This is a genomic window from Levilactobacillus enshiensis (genome assembly GCF_007115095.1).
Lineage (GTDB): Bacteria > Bacillota > Bacilli > Lactobacillales > Lactobacillaceae > Levilactobacillus > Levilactobacillus enshiensis.
In genome coordinates this window covers 121,114-135,767 of the sequence record NZ_SULH01000008.1, presented here as the reverse complement: position 1 = coordinate 135,767, position 14,654 = coordinate 121,114, and the positions used below count along the sequence as shown (strand labels likewise).

Here is a 14,654-nt window from a genome sequence, read left to right as displayed (position 1 = left end):
CCAATCAAACTGAGCTAGATACCGATGGTGAGTTTCCAGAAGCTGATGGTCAGACTGACTTGGGCGTTGATTAATGGTCGCTAATAAGTCTGATTTTCAGAAGTTGTCTGACTACCTGATAATTCTCTCGGTTGGTGTGGGACTTTACCCAATTGAAATTTTGGGTGAGTTCATGCGTGACTTGAAGCAGAGTGAAAACAATCAGGCAATGGATATGGGCGTTCCGGAAGATATTCGTCGTATTTATAAAGATATGACCGAGAAGGACGAAGCAGCCTTCCTGATTTACTTCGGGAACGAGTGCATGCGCGAAATGGGGGTGAAGTAGTGTACAAATTCTTGGTTCGTTATGAGACTAAAGCGTGGTATGAAGTCGAAGTAATGGCTGATACTTCTGAGGATGCTGTGGCACAAATCCAGAATGCCGAAGTAGAAGAGTTGGAGAGACTGACTGCTGACAAGCGACTGGAAGATGAAGATTTGACACCCTTGGATATTCAGGTGGTCGATCAGTTGAAAGAAGGATAGCCGTGAATCAAATTTCGGAAGGCATATATTTCAGTGACATTGAGAAGTGGGCCCGTATTGCCCATGATGAAGGTGGACTTGAAATTTGTGACGATAAAACTGGTCAGCCGTTGTATGTAATTGGTGCGCAATTTTAGGAGGCATAATAATGTTTGCAGCTTATGTAGTTTACAACTTGGACGATGGTCATGATTTAGAAATGATTGGTTGTTCAGATACACCACAAGGTGCAATTGATATGTTGAGAGAACGTGCATCTACTGAAGAAGATAGTTTTGATGGCGATTGGGATAACGGCATTCTTAACTCAAGTCGAATTACTACTAGTGATACTCGCGAATATGGGTATCAGCATGTTCCATACGTGGAGGCTAAGTGATGACAGTCCATGAGTTGAAGATTCAGCCCGAATATTTTCGTGAGGTGTTCTTGGGGAATAAGACGTTCGAGATTCGTAAGAACGATCGTGGCTTCCACGTTGGCGACACCCTCATTCTAAAAGAATTTTCTCCTGAAAACAGATTCTATACAGGTAGGGCGTTAGCTCGTAAGATTACCTATATGACTGAGTTTCAGCAGAAAACTGGGTATGTTGTTTTAGCAATTAACTAATTTGTGGAGGGACATTTTGTGGGAGAAAATCGAACCAATATTGAAGGAGCGTGACATCGCGCCACATAAGCTTTCCGTAATGATGGGTAACGAAAATGATTCAAGTATTTACGCGTTGAAAAATGGTCGAATTAAGAAGCCAAGCTTCGACTTGATTTTACGAATTGCTAATGCACTTGATGTGAGTCTTGATACTTTTAGATGACGATAAAAAAGCGTCCCATTGCTGGCACGCCGACTGATCTAATTAACTCAACAATTAATTATACCATGAGGTGACGGAGTTGGGACGCAAGGATAAGAGTAGATATGAATGGCTTCAAGAATATCTTGACTTGGAAGAACGCTGCCGTTACTTGCGGTGGCAGATTCGGAAAGTTAAGCGAGAAGAACAGCGATGGGAGGACGGCGATTTATCCCATTTGAGAATCAATGGTAGGTCACGCGGTGCCCACGTCCTAGATCAGCTTCCACCTTTGCAGGCTGAGCTAGACGACTGTGAGAGTGATCGGCAGGAGCTGTTAGCTTTGGTTGACTCCTTCCATGGGTACGAGCACGAGTTCTTAAAGCTCCATTATATTGAGGGTATGACACTTGATGATATAGCTGATGATCCAGACTTCCCTTATGGGATTGATTGGATTCGTCACAAGTCAGCGGAACTACACCACATGCTGGACTTCTTGGACCAGTGGGAAGACCACAAACACAGCTTCGAGAATCGCTATGATGTGGAAATTGGTGATTGTATACCCTTGTTCGATTGAAAGTGTATTTTGTGTGTACACTCTGAATGCATGGGTTTCTAGGTTTCATGGGATTATATTAGTAGTATCGAAAGAGCAAAAATATTGCGGTGGCGGAATAATGTAGACGCTATGGCGATAAGACAAAAGGCTTGGTAAAAGGTAGCGGTAAATGGCGGCACATAAATGGACTGAGAAGCTACCAGCCTTCAAAAACAGATAGATAGTATTTCGTTCGAGGAGTTAGCCTGAAAGACGGCCATATCCGTGCCTAAGCTATCTGAAACGTGTCATGTGGGGTGAAAACCCTCACCCGCAATGTTGCTGTACCTGGTGACTACAGCAGAACTTGATGTTGATTTGCATTTCCCTTTCGCGTGCCGCCTCTGGTGATTGATTGTGAGTTCGATTCTCACGGGCGGTATTGAGACCTATCTCTAAGCAGGTACGAACCTCATCAAAGTAAGGCCCATCCTTAAGTGGGTACAAACTTTATGCTTCTTCCAAACTACCCTGGCGGTGACGTCGGGGTTTTGTGGTATGCTTACTATTAATTAAGATTATTGATAGGGGATACGACAGTGACAACAGAGAAGAAAGCAGTACAGCTAGATTCAAATGAAGATGAAAACAAAAAGAAAACGTCGTTTATTATTACGCCGATCGGAACTTCTAATTCGCCCATCAATCGTGAAGCAACGGGAGTTATTGAATCAGTTATTGTTCCAGTATTAAATGAAAAAGGTTTTGAAGTTAACAACCCGATGGAAAGTACCGAATCAGGATCTATTGGGAAAGATATCATTAACAAAATCGTTGACAGTGATCTGGTTATTGCTAACCTAACAAATCAAAATCCAAATGTTATGTATGAGCTTGCACTTAGGCATGCAACTAATAAACCTCTTGTGATGATTATTAGAAGCGATCAAATTAATCAACTTCCTTTTGACATTCAGGATCAAAGAGTTGTTACGTATGATGATACTTTGTTTGGATTAGATAGTTTTAAAGAAAATTTGAGTGAACATATCAGTTCTGCTATGGATGGTGAGTCTAATAGTCCGGTATTTGAGGCTACTGGTCGTGTGACATTAGTAAAGGGGAATAGTTCTAACATTTCTCAGGAAGACATGATTCAACAGCTGATGAGCAAAGTTGATAATTTGAATGAAAAATTTTCAAGGTATCAGGTTGAGAGGCCAATTGCGTCTCACAGCGCAATTTATAATAATCATCAGCTGGTTAGTGCACTCCAGAATGAAAATTATGCTGGAGGTGCGATAGGCGCTGTAGCCGCAACAAATTCTGAAATCAAGGCTGGAAAGCTTGGGCATGCCGCTGCTTGGAGTCCTGCAAAGGGCCAAGGTACTGTTAAGTAAAATTAAATTGTTAAGGGAAAGAGCATATTCTAAGCAAATATGCTTTTTTAGTATCAATAATTATAGGAGGTGGTGATATGCGATGAAGTCTGACAAAGTACGACAACTGGCGACTTTCTACTCACTGAGTGGTAAGCAACAGAAAGTTATCGTCATGTTGTTTGAAGGAGAGATGACACAGGAACAAATTGCAGATGATGTCGGCGTGGCTCGAACGACTATTTCGGCTTGGAAGAAACGTGAGCAGTTCTGCCAGGCACGGGACGAATATAGCCAGTACATGCTACGAAGTTTGACAGGCGAGGCCGTCTTGACCATGAAACGTCTACTCAACGCTCGTTCTGAAATGGTGCAGTTCAGTGCAGCCAAGGATATCCTGGATAGATCATTAAGCAATGCTCAGTCTCGTAAGATTAGTGCGGAAGCTAAGATTGCTGAGGCCAAGCTTGATGAAATCAGAAAGGGTCATGGCACAGGTGAAGTAACAATCAACTTGATTAGAAGTGATCGGAGGGGACAAGATGGCAATTAACGTCGATGTGGACAATCTGATTAATCCGCACTTCGATTATGTTCTCTTCTCCAATGCACTGAACAAAGTATTAGAAGGTGGCCGTGGGTCAACGAAATCATCCGTGATTAGCATTCAGCTAGTGACGGATTTTTTGATGGACCCGAAAGGTAATGCTCTCATTATGCGTAAGGTTGCTAATACGATTAAGTTGTCTGTTTATGAGCAGATTAAGTGGGCAATTTATGAGCTACATGTTGCGGACCAATTCAAGTTCACGACATCCCCATATCAGATTACCGATAAGGCAACTGGCACAGCATTCTATTTTAGTGGTGTTGATGACCCGCAAAAATTGAAGTCAATGATTATTGCGAATGGGTACGTTCGTTGGCTATGGTTTGAAGAATTAGCCGAGTTTGATAGTTGGGAAGAAGTCGATGCTGTTCGTGCTTCCTTTACTCGTAAGAAGTTACCTCAAGGCATGCATGTCATTACCTATTGTAGTTACAACCCACCGCGTAATCCGTATGATTGGATTAACCAGTGGTCAGATACGCGTCGTGGTATGAAGGGCTGGTACGTTGACCATTCGACATACAAAGACGATAAGCTAGGCTTTTTATCTCAGGATTACCTAGATGAAATCGAGCTGATTAAGCAAAACGACTTTGACTACTATCGCTGGATGTATTTGGGTGAGGACGTCGGCCTTGGAACTAATGTTTACAACATGGACCTGTTCCATCCAATCAAAGAGTTGTTTGAAGATGATCCTTTGAAGAAAATTGGTTACTCAGTTGATGCCGGTCATATGAATTCAGCAACGACTTGCTTGGCAGTTGGCTTGACGGCTAAAGGTAAAGTCATTTTGCTGGACACCTATTACTACTCACCGGCTAAAAAGGTACGTAAGAAGGCGCCTAGTGACCTCGTGCCAGAGATTCATGACTTCGAGGGTAAGACTGATAGTGAGTATCGGCAACGCGTTATGAAGCGCACGATTGATTCTGCTGAAGGTGCTCTGCGTAACGAGTTCGTCAAGGAATACAACGAGCAATGGCATGGTGTTGCCAAGTCCGATGAGGCAACCATGATTGATTACGTTTCTTCTCTGCTAGCACAGGGACGTGTTTATTACATGGATATTCCTGCCAATCAGGTCTTCGTTGAGCAACATCAACAATACCAGTGGGACGAAAAGACGATTCAAAGTGATTCACCTAAAGTCATTAAGGAAAACGACCATACTTGCGACGCGTTTAAGTATTTCGCGATTGATAACGCACGTGAGCTTGGCTTGAAACAAGGTAAGGCTGTGCCAAAGGCTAAGCCATCATACATTAGATAGAAAGGGGGATGATTTATGGCATACAAGATTGATGCGACGCTGCTGGATGATATTGACAATCCGCCGGCTAGCCTTCTGAATAATCTGATTGACTTGAAACAACAGGACATTGGCAGACTGAACAAGATGCGTGATTACTACTTAGGTAAGCACGCTATTTTTGACCGCATGTTAAGTAATCCTGGTAGCAAGGACAACAAAGTTATGGTCAACCATGCCAAGTACATTACCGATATGGTAACGGGGATGATGACGGGTAACCCGATCACTTACGTTACTCAAGATGGTAAGAGTATTGACGCGATTACTGAAGCTTTTGACCGTATGAACATCACGGCTCATGATACCGAGCTGGAACGGGACTTATCCTGCTATGGTGTAGCTTATGAAATGAATTATCTGACTGCCATTGATGATGAGACGACAGAAGAGCGTATCGCCCTGCTAGACCCACGGAATACATTCGTGGTCACTGATGATTCAGAGGACGAGAACGTCTTGTTCGGCGTGTATATGCTACCGAAACGTAAACTAGACGGTACGGAGAATGGCTATCTCGTTTCAGTTTATACGAAGCACAGCTTGATTCAGTATCGCACCGTGTCGGGCAGCCGTTTGTCGGAAACAAACATGCAAACTGGTTTTCCAAAGGTCTCGTTCCAATATTGGGGCGAAGAACCCATTACTGAATATAAAAATAATGAGCAAATGCAGGGTGACTTTGAACAATTGATTTCTCAAATTGACTCATACAACAATTTGCAGTCTGATCGAATTGCTGATAAAGACGCCTTTGTTGATGCTATTCTTTTAGTTTATGGGACCACCATTGAAGGGAAATTGGAGAAAGGTCAAATGCTTGATGGTTTAGCACCTAAGGATGAGGGAACATCTGTCGAATGGCTAACCAAAACGCTTGATGAGAACGCCACTCAAACGCTAGCGGATTCTATTACTAACGATATTCATGAGATGTCAAATGTGCCTAACATGAACGACAAAGATTTCGCTGGAAATATTTCTGGTGAAGCCATGAAGTACAAACTGTTCGGCTTGCTTAACCTTATTTCTGTGAAGGAACAATCCTTGAAAGAAGGCCTAAAGCGGCGTCTTAAGCTCATGCAGAATATGTTGAAGATTAAGGAACAGGACGTTGATGTTTCTAGCGTTAAGGTACGAATCACACCGAATATCCCGGTTAACATGACGGATACGATTACCAACATTAAAAATGCTGATGGTGTTATCCCTCGGCTGGTTTCCTACAGTTGGCTGCCAGATGGTTATGATCCACAGAAACTTATCGACTTGATGAAGCAACAGAATGATGAGCAGATTGCTAACCAAAAAAAGGCTATGGGTAGTGATGAGTCTGACGGTAATGTAGATGACGACCGAAGGGGGTTCCGCGATGATTCAGGTGACAATAACCAAGAGCCCACAAGCTAATTCTGCAATTGCCCAACTGGTAGATATCAAAATTGAGGGCCACGCTTTGGAGGCGCCATATGGGCATGATATTGTGTGCGCAGCTGTCTCAGTTCTGTACGAGCAATTGAAGGCGTTTCTCCATGGGCCGGAGGTGAGCGATGATGGTAAAACTGTTAAGCTTCGTACAATAACATTTGACAGTGGTGATAAACGAATGATTCAATCCTTTGGACTTATGATTAGTCAGCTGGCCAAGCAATATCCTGACAACCTTAAGCTTAAGCTGGTGAACACTGATGGCGGACAAAGATAAACTCAACTACTGGGAGCGGCGAGCCGTCTGGCTGGAGCAACAGCAGCACGATAAAGGTGACAAGCACATTGACGCCTTGATTCAAGCCTACCTGCAAGCGCAGAAGTATTTGGTCAATGAGAGTAAACAAATTTATACGCGTTACCTCGACAAGTCGGACTTAACCGAAGCTGAGGTAGCGCGTATTTTGAATACCCAAGTGACACCGGACCAATTGGTAGTCCTTCATCAGATGATTAAATCTGTTGAGGATAAGGCTGTGAAGAAGCAATTGCAGACATACCTTGATGGTTTAGCTGTGAAACATCGTATTACGCAAGCAGAGTTGCTTAGAGCGAAGTCTTACGTGGTAGCTAAGCAATTAGCCGATGTACAGTTAAAGGAGTCAGAACCATACTATATTGACGTTATGCAGGACGCCTATAATCGTGCGACTGCCGAGTCAATCATTGGGCAAACTCAGAAGGATTTTAATGTCTATCAAGGGGATGTTGTGCCAGATATTGACCGAAAACGTGAGCAGATTCAGTTTGTCAATCCTAAGTCTGGGGATGTAATCCATAAAGTCGATGTCTCTGCTGACAAGCCGATTACTCATTTGAAAGAACTGAGTACGGATTACGTTAAACAGTCCTTGGATGAACCGTGGGAAGGATGTAACTACTCTCAGCGTATTTGGGATAATACGGATGGCTTAGCTAAGCGACTGCAAACTTTATTTGCTGCTAAGCAGATGAGTGGAATGTCCGAGCGTGATATGGCACAGGCTTTGATGAAGGAGTTCTCGGTGGGAGCTTATCAGGCTCGGAGACTAATTCGAACTGAGTCAGCTTATATAAGTAACCAAGCGCGTCTTCATGCATGGAAAGGGCATCACGTTGAGGAGTATTCGCTATTAGCGGTCTTAGACTTTCGAACATCGAATATCTGTCGTCACATGGACGGCAAGGTATTCAAGGTTAAAGATGCCAAGGTAGCCGGTAAAGAAGGCAACTACCCACCTTTCCACCCATTCTGTCGAACGATTGCTGTCGCTCATTTTACCAAGTCTAAACACGGTGGGTATCGTACCGCTCGTGATCCGATTGTTGATAAAGCTATCAAGATTCCAGCTGATGCAACTTATCGTGACTGGGAAAAGATGCTGCTGAATAAGCATGGGAAACAAGATGTTCAGCTCATGCAAAAGAAGATAGCCAATCAGTCGAGTGATATTGAACAGTATCGGCGCTATCAAAGTGTTTTAGGTAATAAAAATGTGGCTAAAACGTTCGATGATTTTCAGACAATGAAGTATACTGATGGTGGAACCTACCAGCAACTTGTTAATGATGTGCGTGAAGTGAAACTTGAGCAACAAGCGTTGGCTAATTTGCATGTCAAATCAACGGAACATCGGGTGCCATACGAGCAGGAGCCAAACTCAGTTTATGATAGATTTATTGAAGACCAATTAATATCACGACGATATTATGGCAGGACTGGGAAGGCACGTCTTGATATTGATTTTACGAATCATGGAAACAATAAGATTCACACAATTGTTCCACATGCTCATACTTGGCTAAGCACGACGACCAAGGATGGGAAGATGATACCTAGACGTGAACGCCCTGGTCGGAAACTCAGTAAGGCCGAAAGGATTGTGAATGATGACCAACAAAAACATGAAAGTTAATTCAGACCACTTGGCTTCGCTTGATGAATTATCATTTGCAATCGAAGTTGGTGAGGATATTCAGATTGTTTTGAACAACACCGAGTGGTATATCGGTTATGACCAGAATGGTAAACGAGTCATTGCGCAAAATCCTAATGGACCAGTTCATTACCTGGATGATAGTGTCGATGCTGTATTGGACTTTGTTATTAATGGCAAAAGTATTCGTGACCAATGGCGAAATATCATTGTTGTTGCACTATGAGGACTGATTAAATGCTAGGATTTCAAATTATTATGGGGTTAGTGGTGATGATTTCACTACTGGCCCTTTTTGATAAGGAATTATTGAATGACCGTCAAAAGTATCAGCAATTTGCGGCGATTTGTATTGCGGCGATTGTGAGCTGGACGGTCGTTCTTCTACTTGGTAGTTAACGATGAGGTGTTTGGAAATGAAAAGCGACGAGGATTTAATGCAATATACCGAAATGGCAATGAAAGGTTTAGCTCTCGATGATGATATGAAACAGGGGTATAAAAGCATGACTGATATTTTTCTAACATGTTACGAGGAATCAAAACTCAAGGGCCATAGTCATGCTGATTCGATTGAAATTGCTGGCGTGGTTCTGAAAACTATGCTGTTTCCAAACGTTTAGAAGGCCTGACCTGTCGGATGTCATTAAACTAGGCAAACTAAATAAGCGTGTGTGGGTCTAACTACCGCAACGTTAAGTGAAGCACTGTGCGTGGGTCAACGATGTTGATGTTCGTGGAGTGCTTTTCTTATGCGGTTTATAGACGTTCATGGGCTAGGAGGATTTAACAATGAAATTTTATTCTGATGTACTGAACTTACAACGCTTTGCTGAAGAAGGCGGTAATGATAATGGCGGTAATGCGACTGATGATAACCAAGGTGGCAATGACGGTACTGGCAGCAACGATGATGGTGCAGATACAACTATCACGTTTAAAGATCAATCAGAACTAGATAGCTGGTATGACAAGAAGTTTGCTAAGTCAGCTTCAAAGCTAAAGGAAACATGGAATCAGGAACAAACTCAAAACAAGGCCTATGAAGACATGTCTCCTGCCGAGAAGCGCAAGTTCGATGATGATAAGCGTGAAAAATCATTAGCTGACCGTGAGCAGAAGCTGGTTATTGGTGAGAATCGTGCGGGGATTTCTGAACGATTGGCTAAGGATGGCTTGCCGGTTGGTTTGGTCAAAGTATTTGAACCAGCATTATCAGATACAAAGAACTTAGACGACACCTACCAAGCTATTTCTGATGTCTATCGTGAAAGTGTTAAGTCTGGCGTCGATAAGAAGCTGGCAGATTCAGCTAACGTACCTGGTGCCGCTGGTTCTTCCGTATCAGCTTCTGCTGGTAAGACTGCTGCCGAAGAACGTAACAAGCAGAACAGCAAGCCAAGTAAGAGTATGTGGGATTAGACAAAGGAGGAATAATTAATGTATGTAGGAAAAAAAGTAACTGCCAAGGAGATTAATTTCTTGGCGAGTTCAAAATTTACGAGCTTCTCAACGATGGTCGATGATACCAATACAGCTGTTGTTACCGATGAATTGGGCCACAAGGTAATTCCAGCAGGGACTATTCTGCCAACCAATGACGCTAAGGCTAAGGGTGTCTTACTGAATGAAGCAGACGTGAACGAAGGCCCACAAATGGTAGGAATGTTGGTGGAAGGGTGGCTGTATGGTCAACGCTTGCCTGTTGCTCCGTCAGCCGCTGCTATGACAGCAATGACGGCTGTTCACTTTAAGGATGCCGACTCACTAGCAACACCTACTAGTGGCAGTACGTCATCAGCATCTTAATTTAGGAGGAATAATAGAATGCCAGAATTAAATTTACAACGGTTCGCTTCCATTAGTGAACTGTTCCCACAAAAATCTGTACTTGATTACGTTCGAGACCGTCAATATCCAGCCATGGTTGGTGACACTTTATTTACACCACGTTGGGTTCAGACTTTAAAGCTGGACCAAGTGTATGCAGGTAATCGGACACCTGTTATCGCTCACGTCAGTGCGTTTAACAGTGAAGCTGAAATTGGTAGTCGTGAGGCTTCCAAGAAAGCCCTCGAATTGGCTCTGATTAAGCGCAAGATGCAAATTGATGAAGAAGATTTATATGCACTCATGAATCCACGGGATGCCGCAGAAGCCGATTACTTGAAGAACCGCGTTTATGACGATATCGATGTTTTAACTCAAGGTGTGTTAACTCAAGTTGAAAAGATGTCAATGGACGCACTGGCAACAGGAAAAGTTACCGTGGTTGATCCAGACACTAAGCAACAGGCAACTTTTGATTACCAAGTGCCAACAGAACATCAAGCCGACTTGACCGGCAAGGGTGGCACAACTTGGGATACTGACTCTGCGGACCCAATCAAGGACATTATTGGCTGGGCCGACAAGATGGATGTTGAAGCTACCCGGGTGCTGACTTCTAAGAAAATTTACCGTCTATTAACTCAGAATGCCAATGTTTTAAAGGATGTATACGGGACTTCTACCCGCACTCTGGGACAAGCTGACTTCGACGCCTTCATGCAAGCACAGGGCTTACCAGTTATTCGGACTTACGATAACAAGTACCGTGAACAGAATGCTGATGGCACTTACACGGCACATCGTTACTTACCTGAAGATGCATTTGTCATGATGCCCGATGATAATCCTGGTGAAAAGCTGTTTGGCCCAACACCAGAAGAAATTGGATTAGCTAGTGATTCCACTGTGCAAAAGCAATCCATTGGCAATGTTTTCGTAACTATCTACAACGAAACGAAAGACCCTGTTGGTACTTGGGAAAAGGCTACTGCGGTTGCCTTACCTTCGTTCCCAGGAGCTACCGAAGTCTTCCAAGCAAAGCCAATCAAGTTAGCTTAGGAGTGATTATATGGCGGATAACACGACACCCGAAGGACTCCTTCGGCGGCTAGGTGTGACGCCTAATACGACGGAGTCTCAGCTGGTTGATGAGCTATATGATGATGCGGTGGCAAATGTTTTAGACTTTACCCATCGCGATGAATTAGTTGGTCGGATGGCCGTTTATGCTAAGCAACTGACGGTGGTTGCTTATAACCGACTGGATACTGAGGGTGAGACGGAACGTGTCGAAGGTAATATTAGTCGATACTTTGTGACTGATATCCCTGAGGAGATTCAGAAGCCCTTGCGTCGTTACCGATTAGCGACTCTAAGGGGGATGTCATGAGACTAGCGCGACGTTCCCTGAAGACGGTCTATTTAAAACGCCGTATTGAAGTTGAAGATGATGAAGCTAATGTGACCCATGATTGGGGGCCAGCCATCTCCATTCAGGTTAACGTTCAGCCAGCCGGTGGATCTGTTAATGCGGCGATTTATGGCGAAGAGCTGACGTATATGAAATCGATCATGTATCAAGGCAACGAAATTCAAGAGGGCCGTGACGAGAGCGCGGGCCTCTGTTTAAACGTGTCAGCAGATAAAGAGCCGGATTATAAAATCACCGCGATTACGACGTATTCAGACCATCTCATCATTCTCGCTAAGAAGGTGAACCATGAGTGATGTTGTGATTAAAGGGGCTGACAGCTTGATGCATAAGCTGGAAGTCATGCCGGATAAGTTACATGACGCTCTATGGGATGCCAACTTTGACATCGTTCAAATGGCAGATGAGGCAGCCGTTCGCGAGTTGCAGTCGTCCATGAAGCATAGTTCTGGCGAGCTTGCGAGTTCATTGAAATATGAAGTTATGGAGGATACCGACGGGCACGTGGTTGGTCGCTTGTGGTCTGATGATCCAGTCGCCGTCTATCGTGAATTAGGAACTGGACTAGTTGGTGAAGCATCGCCTAAGAAGCTTCCTGAGGGCGTTAATCCCGTCTACACACAGCACGCGTGGTTCATTCCGGCCGACAAAGTAGACACCGATTTGAACGCGGTTTATGGCATGCCGCTGATTATGATTGGTGGGAAGAAATTCTACCGGACAAACGGGCAACCGGCACGGCAATTCATGGGACCAGCTATCGAAAAGGCTGGTGAAGATGGTATCGATGTTCTTAAAGCACACGTTAAGAAGGGACTGAATGAGCTTGGCGATTTATAACGTCAATCGAGATGTCGCACGAATTTTGCAAGAAATCAGTGAGGTAAAGGCAGTCCATTCTGCGTATCCTGATAAAATTACGATTTTTCCGGCAGCTATTTACCAAACAAAACGGTCACCCTTCAATCGTGACGCCAATAATGTCGAAACGGATACGTCTTGGACGGTGACTATTGATGTCTTTAAGCAGCAAGGTAGTTTGACGGCAATCACAGATGAGATTACGGATAAGTTTTCGCAGATTGGGTTTGCTGGGAGTGTTCAGCAGGCTAATCAGGCTGGGTTTAATCGCTCAATCATTACGTTAACTGGTATTGTTGATAATCAATTTAAGCGTGTCTATCAGGCACGATAAGGAGGAAAAGTACATGGAAACATTAAATTTACAACGATTCGCTGACACAACAACTACTGTTGATTCAGCTCAAGGATTGGTTGCCACTGGGACCAAGTTGGAATATGCCGAACCGGGTGCAACTGATTTTAAGGCGGTTGCTGACGTTAAGACCATTCCAGCCTTAGGTGGGGCACCACAACAGGTTGATGTGACAACGCTGTCTGACACTCGTGCTAAGCAGATTGAAGGGATTGAAGCAGCGACTACCGCAGCCTTCTCTGTGCAGTACAAAGGGCCGTCTTGGAATGCAGTGCATGCCAAAGCTGGTGACCGGAAGCAATACAATTGGCGGGTCACTTATCCAGATGGAATGAGTAGCACGTTTACAGGCTCCTTCACGGTTCAATTTGGTGAAGTTGCTGTCAATGGGGCACTGACTTACACCTTAACGGTTACTATCTCTGATGGGCCAAACTGGAGCGATTCCCCAACCACTGGTGCGGCGGCGAGTAACGCCTAGTGAAGTTGCGGTGACCGGCGTAACCCTTGATCAATCTAAGATTTCAATTGAGATTGGCAAGACCGCTGCATTGGTAGCCACGGTGCTGCCAGTTGACGCGACAAATAAGTCGGTTAATTTCACGTCTAGTGACGATACGATTGCCACAGTAACTGCTGACGGGACTGTGACAGCAATTAAAGCTGGTGACGCTACAATCACAGCAACTGTTGGTGATAAAACAGCAACGGCTGATATCACAGTCACTGAAGCAGCTTAGAAGAATAGAAAATGGGTCGCCTATGAAATTCACAGTACTTAACGGGGCGGCCCTTTAATATGGAGGAATTTAATTATGGCAAAGGTAACGAGTATGGGTAAGAAGTTTCAACTGGGCAATTTGGCTTTAAATCTTAAGCTGAATGGTCGGGCAGTTTTAAATATTGAAAAGCGGTTAGGCAAGTCTGTCATGTCACTGTTTATGAATGCCGATGGCGGAATGAAGTTACCACCTTCGAATGAAATTCTGATTGTGTTGCAAGGGGCTAACCAGAACCATGGTATTACTGACAAGGATATGGTGGAAGCCTTCCAAGATTACTTGAATCAAGGCAACTCACCGATGGACCTCTTTATCGAACTGTCTTCCCTATTTGATGAATCAGGTTTTTTTGGCAGCAAGAACAAGCCGACCAAGAAGGTTACGGCGAAAGAAGTAACGTTGGACACGAAACCAGCAGAAACGGACGACGAGACGAGCCTGTAAAATCCTACGATACGGTCTCAGAAATGTTAACAGATATGTACCAACCAGCGGTACGAGCTGGAATTGGAGCTGATGAATATTGGGACTTAACTATTCGTGAGATTATCGTTCAATCGGAAGCCAACCGGCAACGGCATCTGGACGCATTAAAGGAACGGGCAGTGATGGATCATAAACTGTCTGAGCTGATTGCTTTTGCGATGAATGAACCGAACAAGATGCCAAGCGTTGAAAAGATGTATGGCTTCACTGATGAACAACAGTCAGCTGAACCACAAGAAGAATTGCCAGAGTGGAAGAAAGACCAACTGGAATTCATGAAACAGGCTGAGCGTATTCGGAATACGCGAAATGCCAAAGAAGGAGGTGAGTAATCG

At 44.0% G+C, this 14,654-nt stretch carries 27 protein-coding genes; all 27 read left to right on the top strand.

Translation table 11 applies throughout. The features are described 5' to 3' along the window. Positions 1-73 precede the first annotated feature (73 nt). Positions 74-328 (top strand): hypothetical protein, encoded by a 255-nt coding sequence (locus FAY32_RS09735; protein ID WP_143463243.1) that lies wholly within the window; start codon positions 74-76, stop codon positions 326-328. After that, a complete protein-coding gene (locus tag FAY32_RS09730; protein WP_143463242.1) occupies positions 328-528 on the top strand; it encodes a hypothetical protein in 201 nt (66 codons plus the stop codon). Before FAY32_RS09735 ends, FAY32_RS09730 begins: the two co-directional genes overlap by 1 nt. A gap of 2 nt (positions 529-530) precedes the next feature. Then, on the top strand, positions 531-665 hold the full coding sequence (locus FAY32_RS15000; protein ID WP_263862553.1) for a hypothetical protein: 135 nt from the start codon (positions 531-533) through the stop codon (positions 663-665). 11 nt (positions 666-676) lie between these two features. After that, positions 677-907, top strand: coding sequence for a hypothetical protein (locus FAY32_RS09725; RefSeq protein WP_143463241.1), 231 nt, complete (start codon positions 677-679; stop codon positions 905-907). Continuing rightward, the gene (locus FAY32_RS09720) at positions 907-1,140 is read left to right on the top strand and encodes an ASCH/PUA domain-containing protein (protein ID WP_225428333.1); all 234 of its coding nucleotides are present in this window, start codon (positions 907-909) and stop codon (positions 1,138-1,140) included. Before FAY32_RS09725 ends, FAY32_RS09720 begins: the two co-directional genes overlap by 1 nt. Before the next feature lie 16 nt (positions 1,141-1,156). Then, positions 1,157-1,345, top strand: coding sequence for a helix-turn-helix domain-containing protein (locus FAY32_RS09715; RefSeq protein WP_143463239.1), 189 nt, complete (start codon positions 1,157-1,159; stop codon positions 1,343-1,345). Positions 1,346-1,424: 79 nt separating this feature from the next. Beyond that, complete coding sequence (locus tag FAY32_RS09710; protein ID WP_143463238.1) at positions 1,425-1,907, top strand: sigma-70 family RNA polymerase sigma factor; 483 nt, start codon at positions 1,425-1,427, stop codon at positions 1,905-1,907. Positions 1,908-2,467: 560 nt separating this feature from the next. Further along, complete coding sequence (locus FAY32_RS09705) at positions 2,468-3,268, top strand: hypothetical protein (protein ID WP_143463237.1); 801 nt, start codon at positions 2,468-2,470, stop codon at positions 3,266-3,268. An 82-nt stretch (positions 3,269-3,350) separates the two neighbouring features. Beyond that, positions 3,351-3,800, top strand: a complete 450-nt coding sequence (locus FAY32_RS09700) for a phBC6A51 family helix-turn-helix protein (RefSeq protein ID WP_143463236.1) — start codon at positions 3,351-3,353, stop codon at positions 3,798-3,800. After that, positions 3,790-5,130 (top strand): PBSX family phage terminase large subunit, encoded by a 1,341-nt coding sequence (locus FAY32_RS09695; RefSeq protein ID WP_143463235.1) that lies wholly within the window; start codon positions 3,790-3,792, stop codon positions 5,128-5,130. The genes FAY32_RS09700 and FAY32_RS09695 overlap by 11 nt, the downstream gene beginning before the upstream one ends. A gap of 15 nt (positions 5,131-5,145) precedes the next feature. Beyond that, complete coding sequence (locus FAY32_RS09690) at positions 5,146-6,579, top strand: phage portal protein (RefSeq protein WP_143463234.1); 1,434 nt, start codon at positions 5,146-5,148, stop codon at positions 6,577-6,579. Beyond that, positions 6,542-6,874 carry a ribosomal-processing cysteine protease Prp gene (locus FAY32_RS09685; RefSeq protein WP_158727578.1) on the top strand — a complete coding sequence of 111 codons (333 nt, stop codon included), beginning with the start codon at positions 6,542-6,544 and terminating at the stop codon, positions 6,872-6,874. Before FAY32_RS09690 ends, FAY32_RS09685 begins: the two co-directional genes overlap by 38 nt. Further along, entirely contained in the window at positions 6,858-8,552 is a 1,695-nt protein-coding gene (locus FAY32_RS09680) for a minor capsid protein (RefSeq protein ID WP_225428332.1), read from the top strand. Before FAY32_RS09685 ends, FAY32_RS09680 begins: the two co-directional genes overlap by 17 nt. Continuing rightward, positions 8,542-8,799 (top strand): hypothetical protein, encoded by a 258-nt coding sequence (locus FAY32_RS09675; RefSeq protein WP_225428331.1) that lies wholly within the window; start codon positions 8,542-8,544, stop codon positions 8,797-8,799. The genes FAY32_RS09680 and FAY32_RS09675 overlap by 11 nt, the downstream gene beginning before the upstream one ends. Before the next feature lie 11 nt (positions 8,800-8,810). Beyond that, positions 8,811-8,972, top strand: coding sequence for a hypothetical protein (locus tag FAY32_RS14645; RefSeq protein ID WP_158727577.1), 162 nt, complete (start codon positions 8,811-8,813; stop codon positions 8,970-8,972). A 17-nt stretch (positions 8,973-8,989) separates the two neighbouring features. Then, positions 8,990-9,196 (top strand): hypothetical protein, encoded by a 207-nt coding sequence (locus FAY32_RS09670; protein WP_143463231.1) that lies wholly within the window; start codon positions 8,990-8,992, stop codon positions 9,194-9,196. Positions 9,197-9,365: 169 nt separating this feature from the next. Next, the gene (locus FAY32_RS09665) at positions 9,366-9,995 is read left to right on the top strand and encodes a capsid assembly scaffolding protein Gp46 family protein (RefSeq protein ID WP_143463230.1); all 630 of its coding nucleotides are present in this window, start codon (positions 9,366-9,368) and stop codon (positions 9,993-9,995) included. An 18-nt stretch (positions 9,996-10,013) separates the two neighbouring features. Then, positions 10,014-10,382, top strand: a complete 369-nt coding sequence (locus FAY32_RS09660; RefSeq protein ID WP_143463229.1) for a hypothetical protein — start codon at positions 10,014-10,016, stop codon at positions 10,380-10,382. An 18-nt stretch (positions 10,383-10,400) separates the two neighbouring features. After that, positions 10,401-11,462: a major capsid protein gene (locus FAY32_RS09655; RefSeq protein ID WP_143463228.1), complete on the top strand. Its 1,062-nt coding sequence runs from the start codon at positions 10,401-10,403 to the stop codon at positions 11,460-11,462. 10 nt (positions 11,463-11,472) lie between these two features. Beyond that, complete coding sequence (locus FAY32_RS09650; protein ID WP_225428330.1) at positions 11,473-11,793, top strand: phage head-tail connector protein; 321 nt, start codon at positions 11,473-11,475, stop codon at positions 11,791-11,793. Continuing rightward, positions 11,790-12,131, top strand: a complete 342-nt coding sequence (locus FAY32_RS09645) for a hypothetical protein (protein ID WP_143463227.1) — start codon at positions 11,790-11,792, stop codon at positions 12,129-12,131. Before FAY32_RS09650 ends, FAY32_RS09645 begins: the two co-directional genes overlap by 4 nt. Further along, a complete protein-coding gene (locus FAY32_RS09640; RefSeq protein WP_143463226.1) occupies positions 12,124-12,675 on the top strand; it encodes an HK97 gp10 family phage protein in 552 nt (183 codons plus the stop codon). Before FAY32_RS09645 ends, FAY32_RS09640 begins: the two co-directional genes overlap by 8 nt. Beyond that, on the top strand, positions 12,656-13,030 hold the full coding sequence (locus tag FAY32_RS09635) for a hypothetical protein (protein WP_143463225.1): 375 nt from the start codon (positions 12,656-12,658) through the stop codon (positions 13,028-13,030). Before FAY32_RS09640 ends, FAY32_RS09635 begins: the two co-directional genes overlap by 20 nt. A 13-nt stretch (positions 13,031-13,043) precedes the next feature. Further along, positions 13,044-13,532, top strand: coding sequence for a phage tail tube protein (locus tag FAY32_RS09630; protein ID WP_143463224.1), 489 nt, complete (start codon positions 13,044-13,046; stop codon positions 13,530-13,532). Further along, positions 13,477-13,791 carry an Ig-like domain-containing protein gene (locus FAY32_RS09625; RefSeq protein WP_225428329.1) on the top strand — a complete coding sequence of 105 codons (315 nt, stop codon included), beginning with the start codon at positions 13,477-13,479 and terminating at the stop codon, positions 13,789-13,791. Before FAY32_RS09630 ends, FAY32_RS09625 begins: the two co-directional genes overlap by 56 nt. A gap of 75 nt (positions 13,792-13,866) precedes the next feature. Next, positions 13,867-14,277: a DUF6096 family protein gene (locus FAY32_RS09620; protein ID WP_191988171.1), complete on the top strand. Its 411-nt coding sequence runs from the start codon at positions 13,867-13,869 to the stop codon at positions 14,275-14,277. 23 nt (positions 14,278-14,300) lie between these two features. Next, on the top strand, positions 14,301-14,651 hold the full coding sequence (locus FAY32_RS09615) for a hypothetical protein (RefSeq protein WP_225428328.1): 351 nt from the start codon (positions 14,301-14,303) through the stop codon (positions 14,649-14,651). The last annotated feature ends 3 nt before the right edge of the window (positions 14,652-14,654 follow it).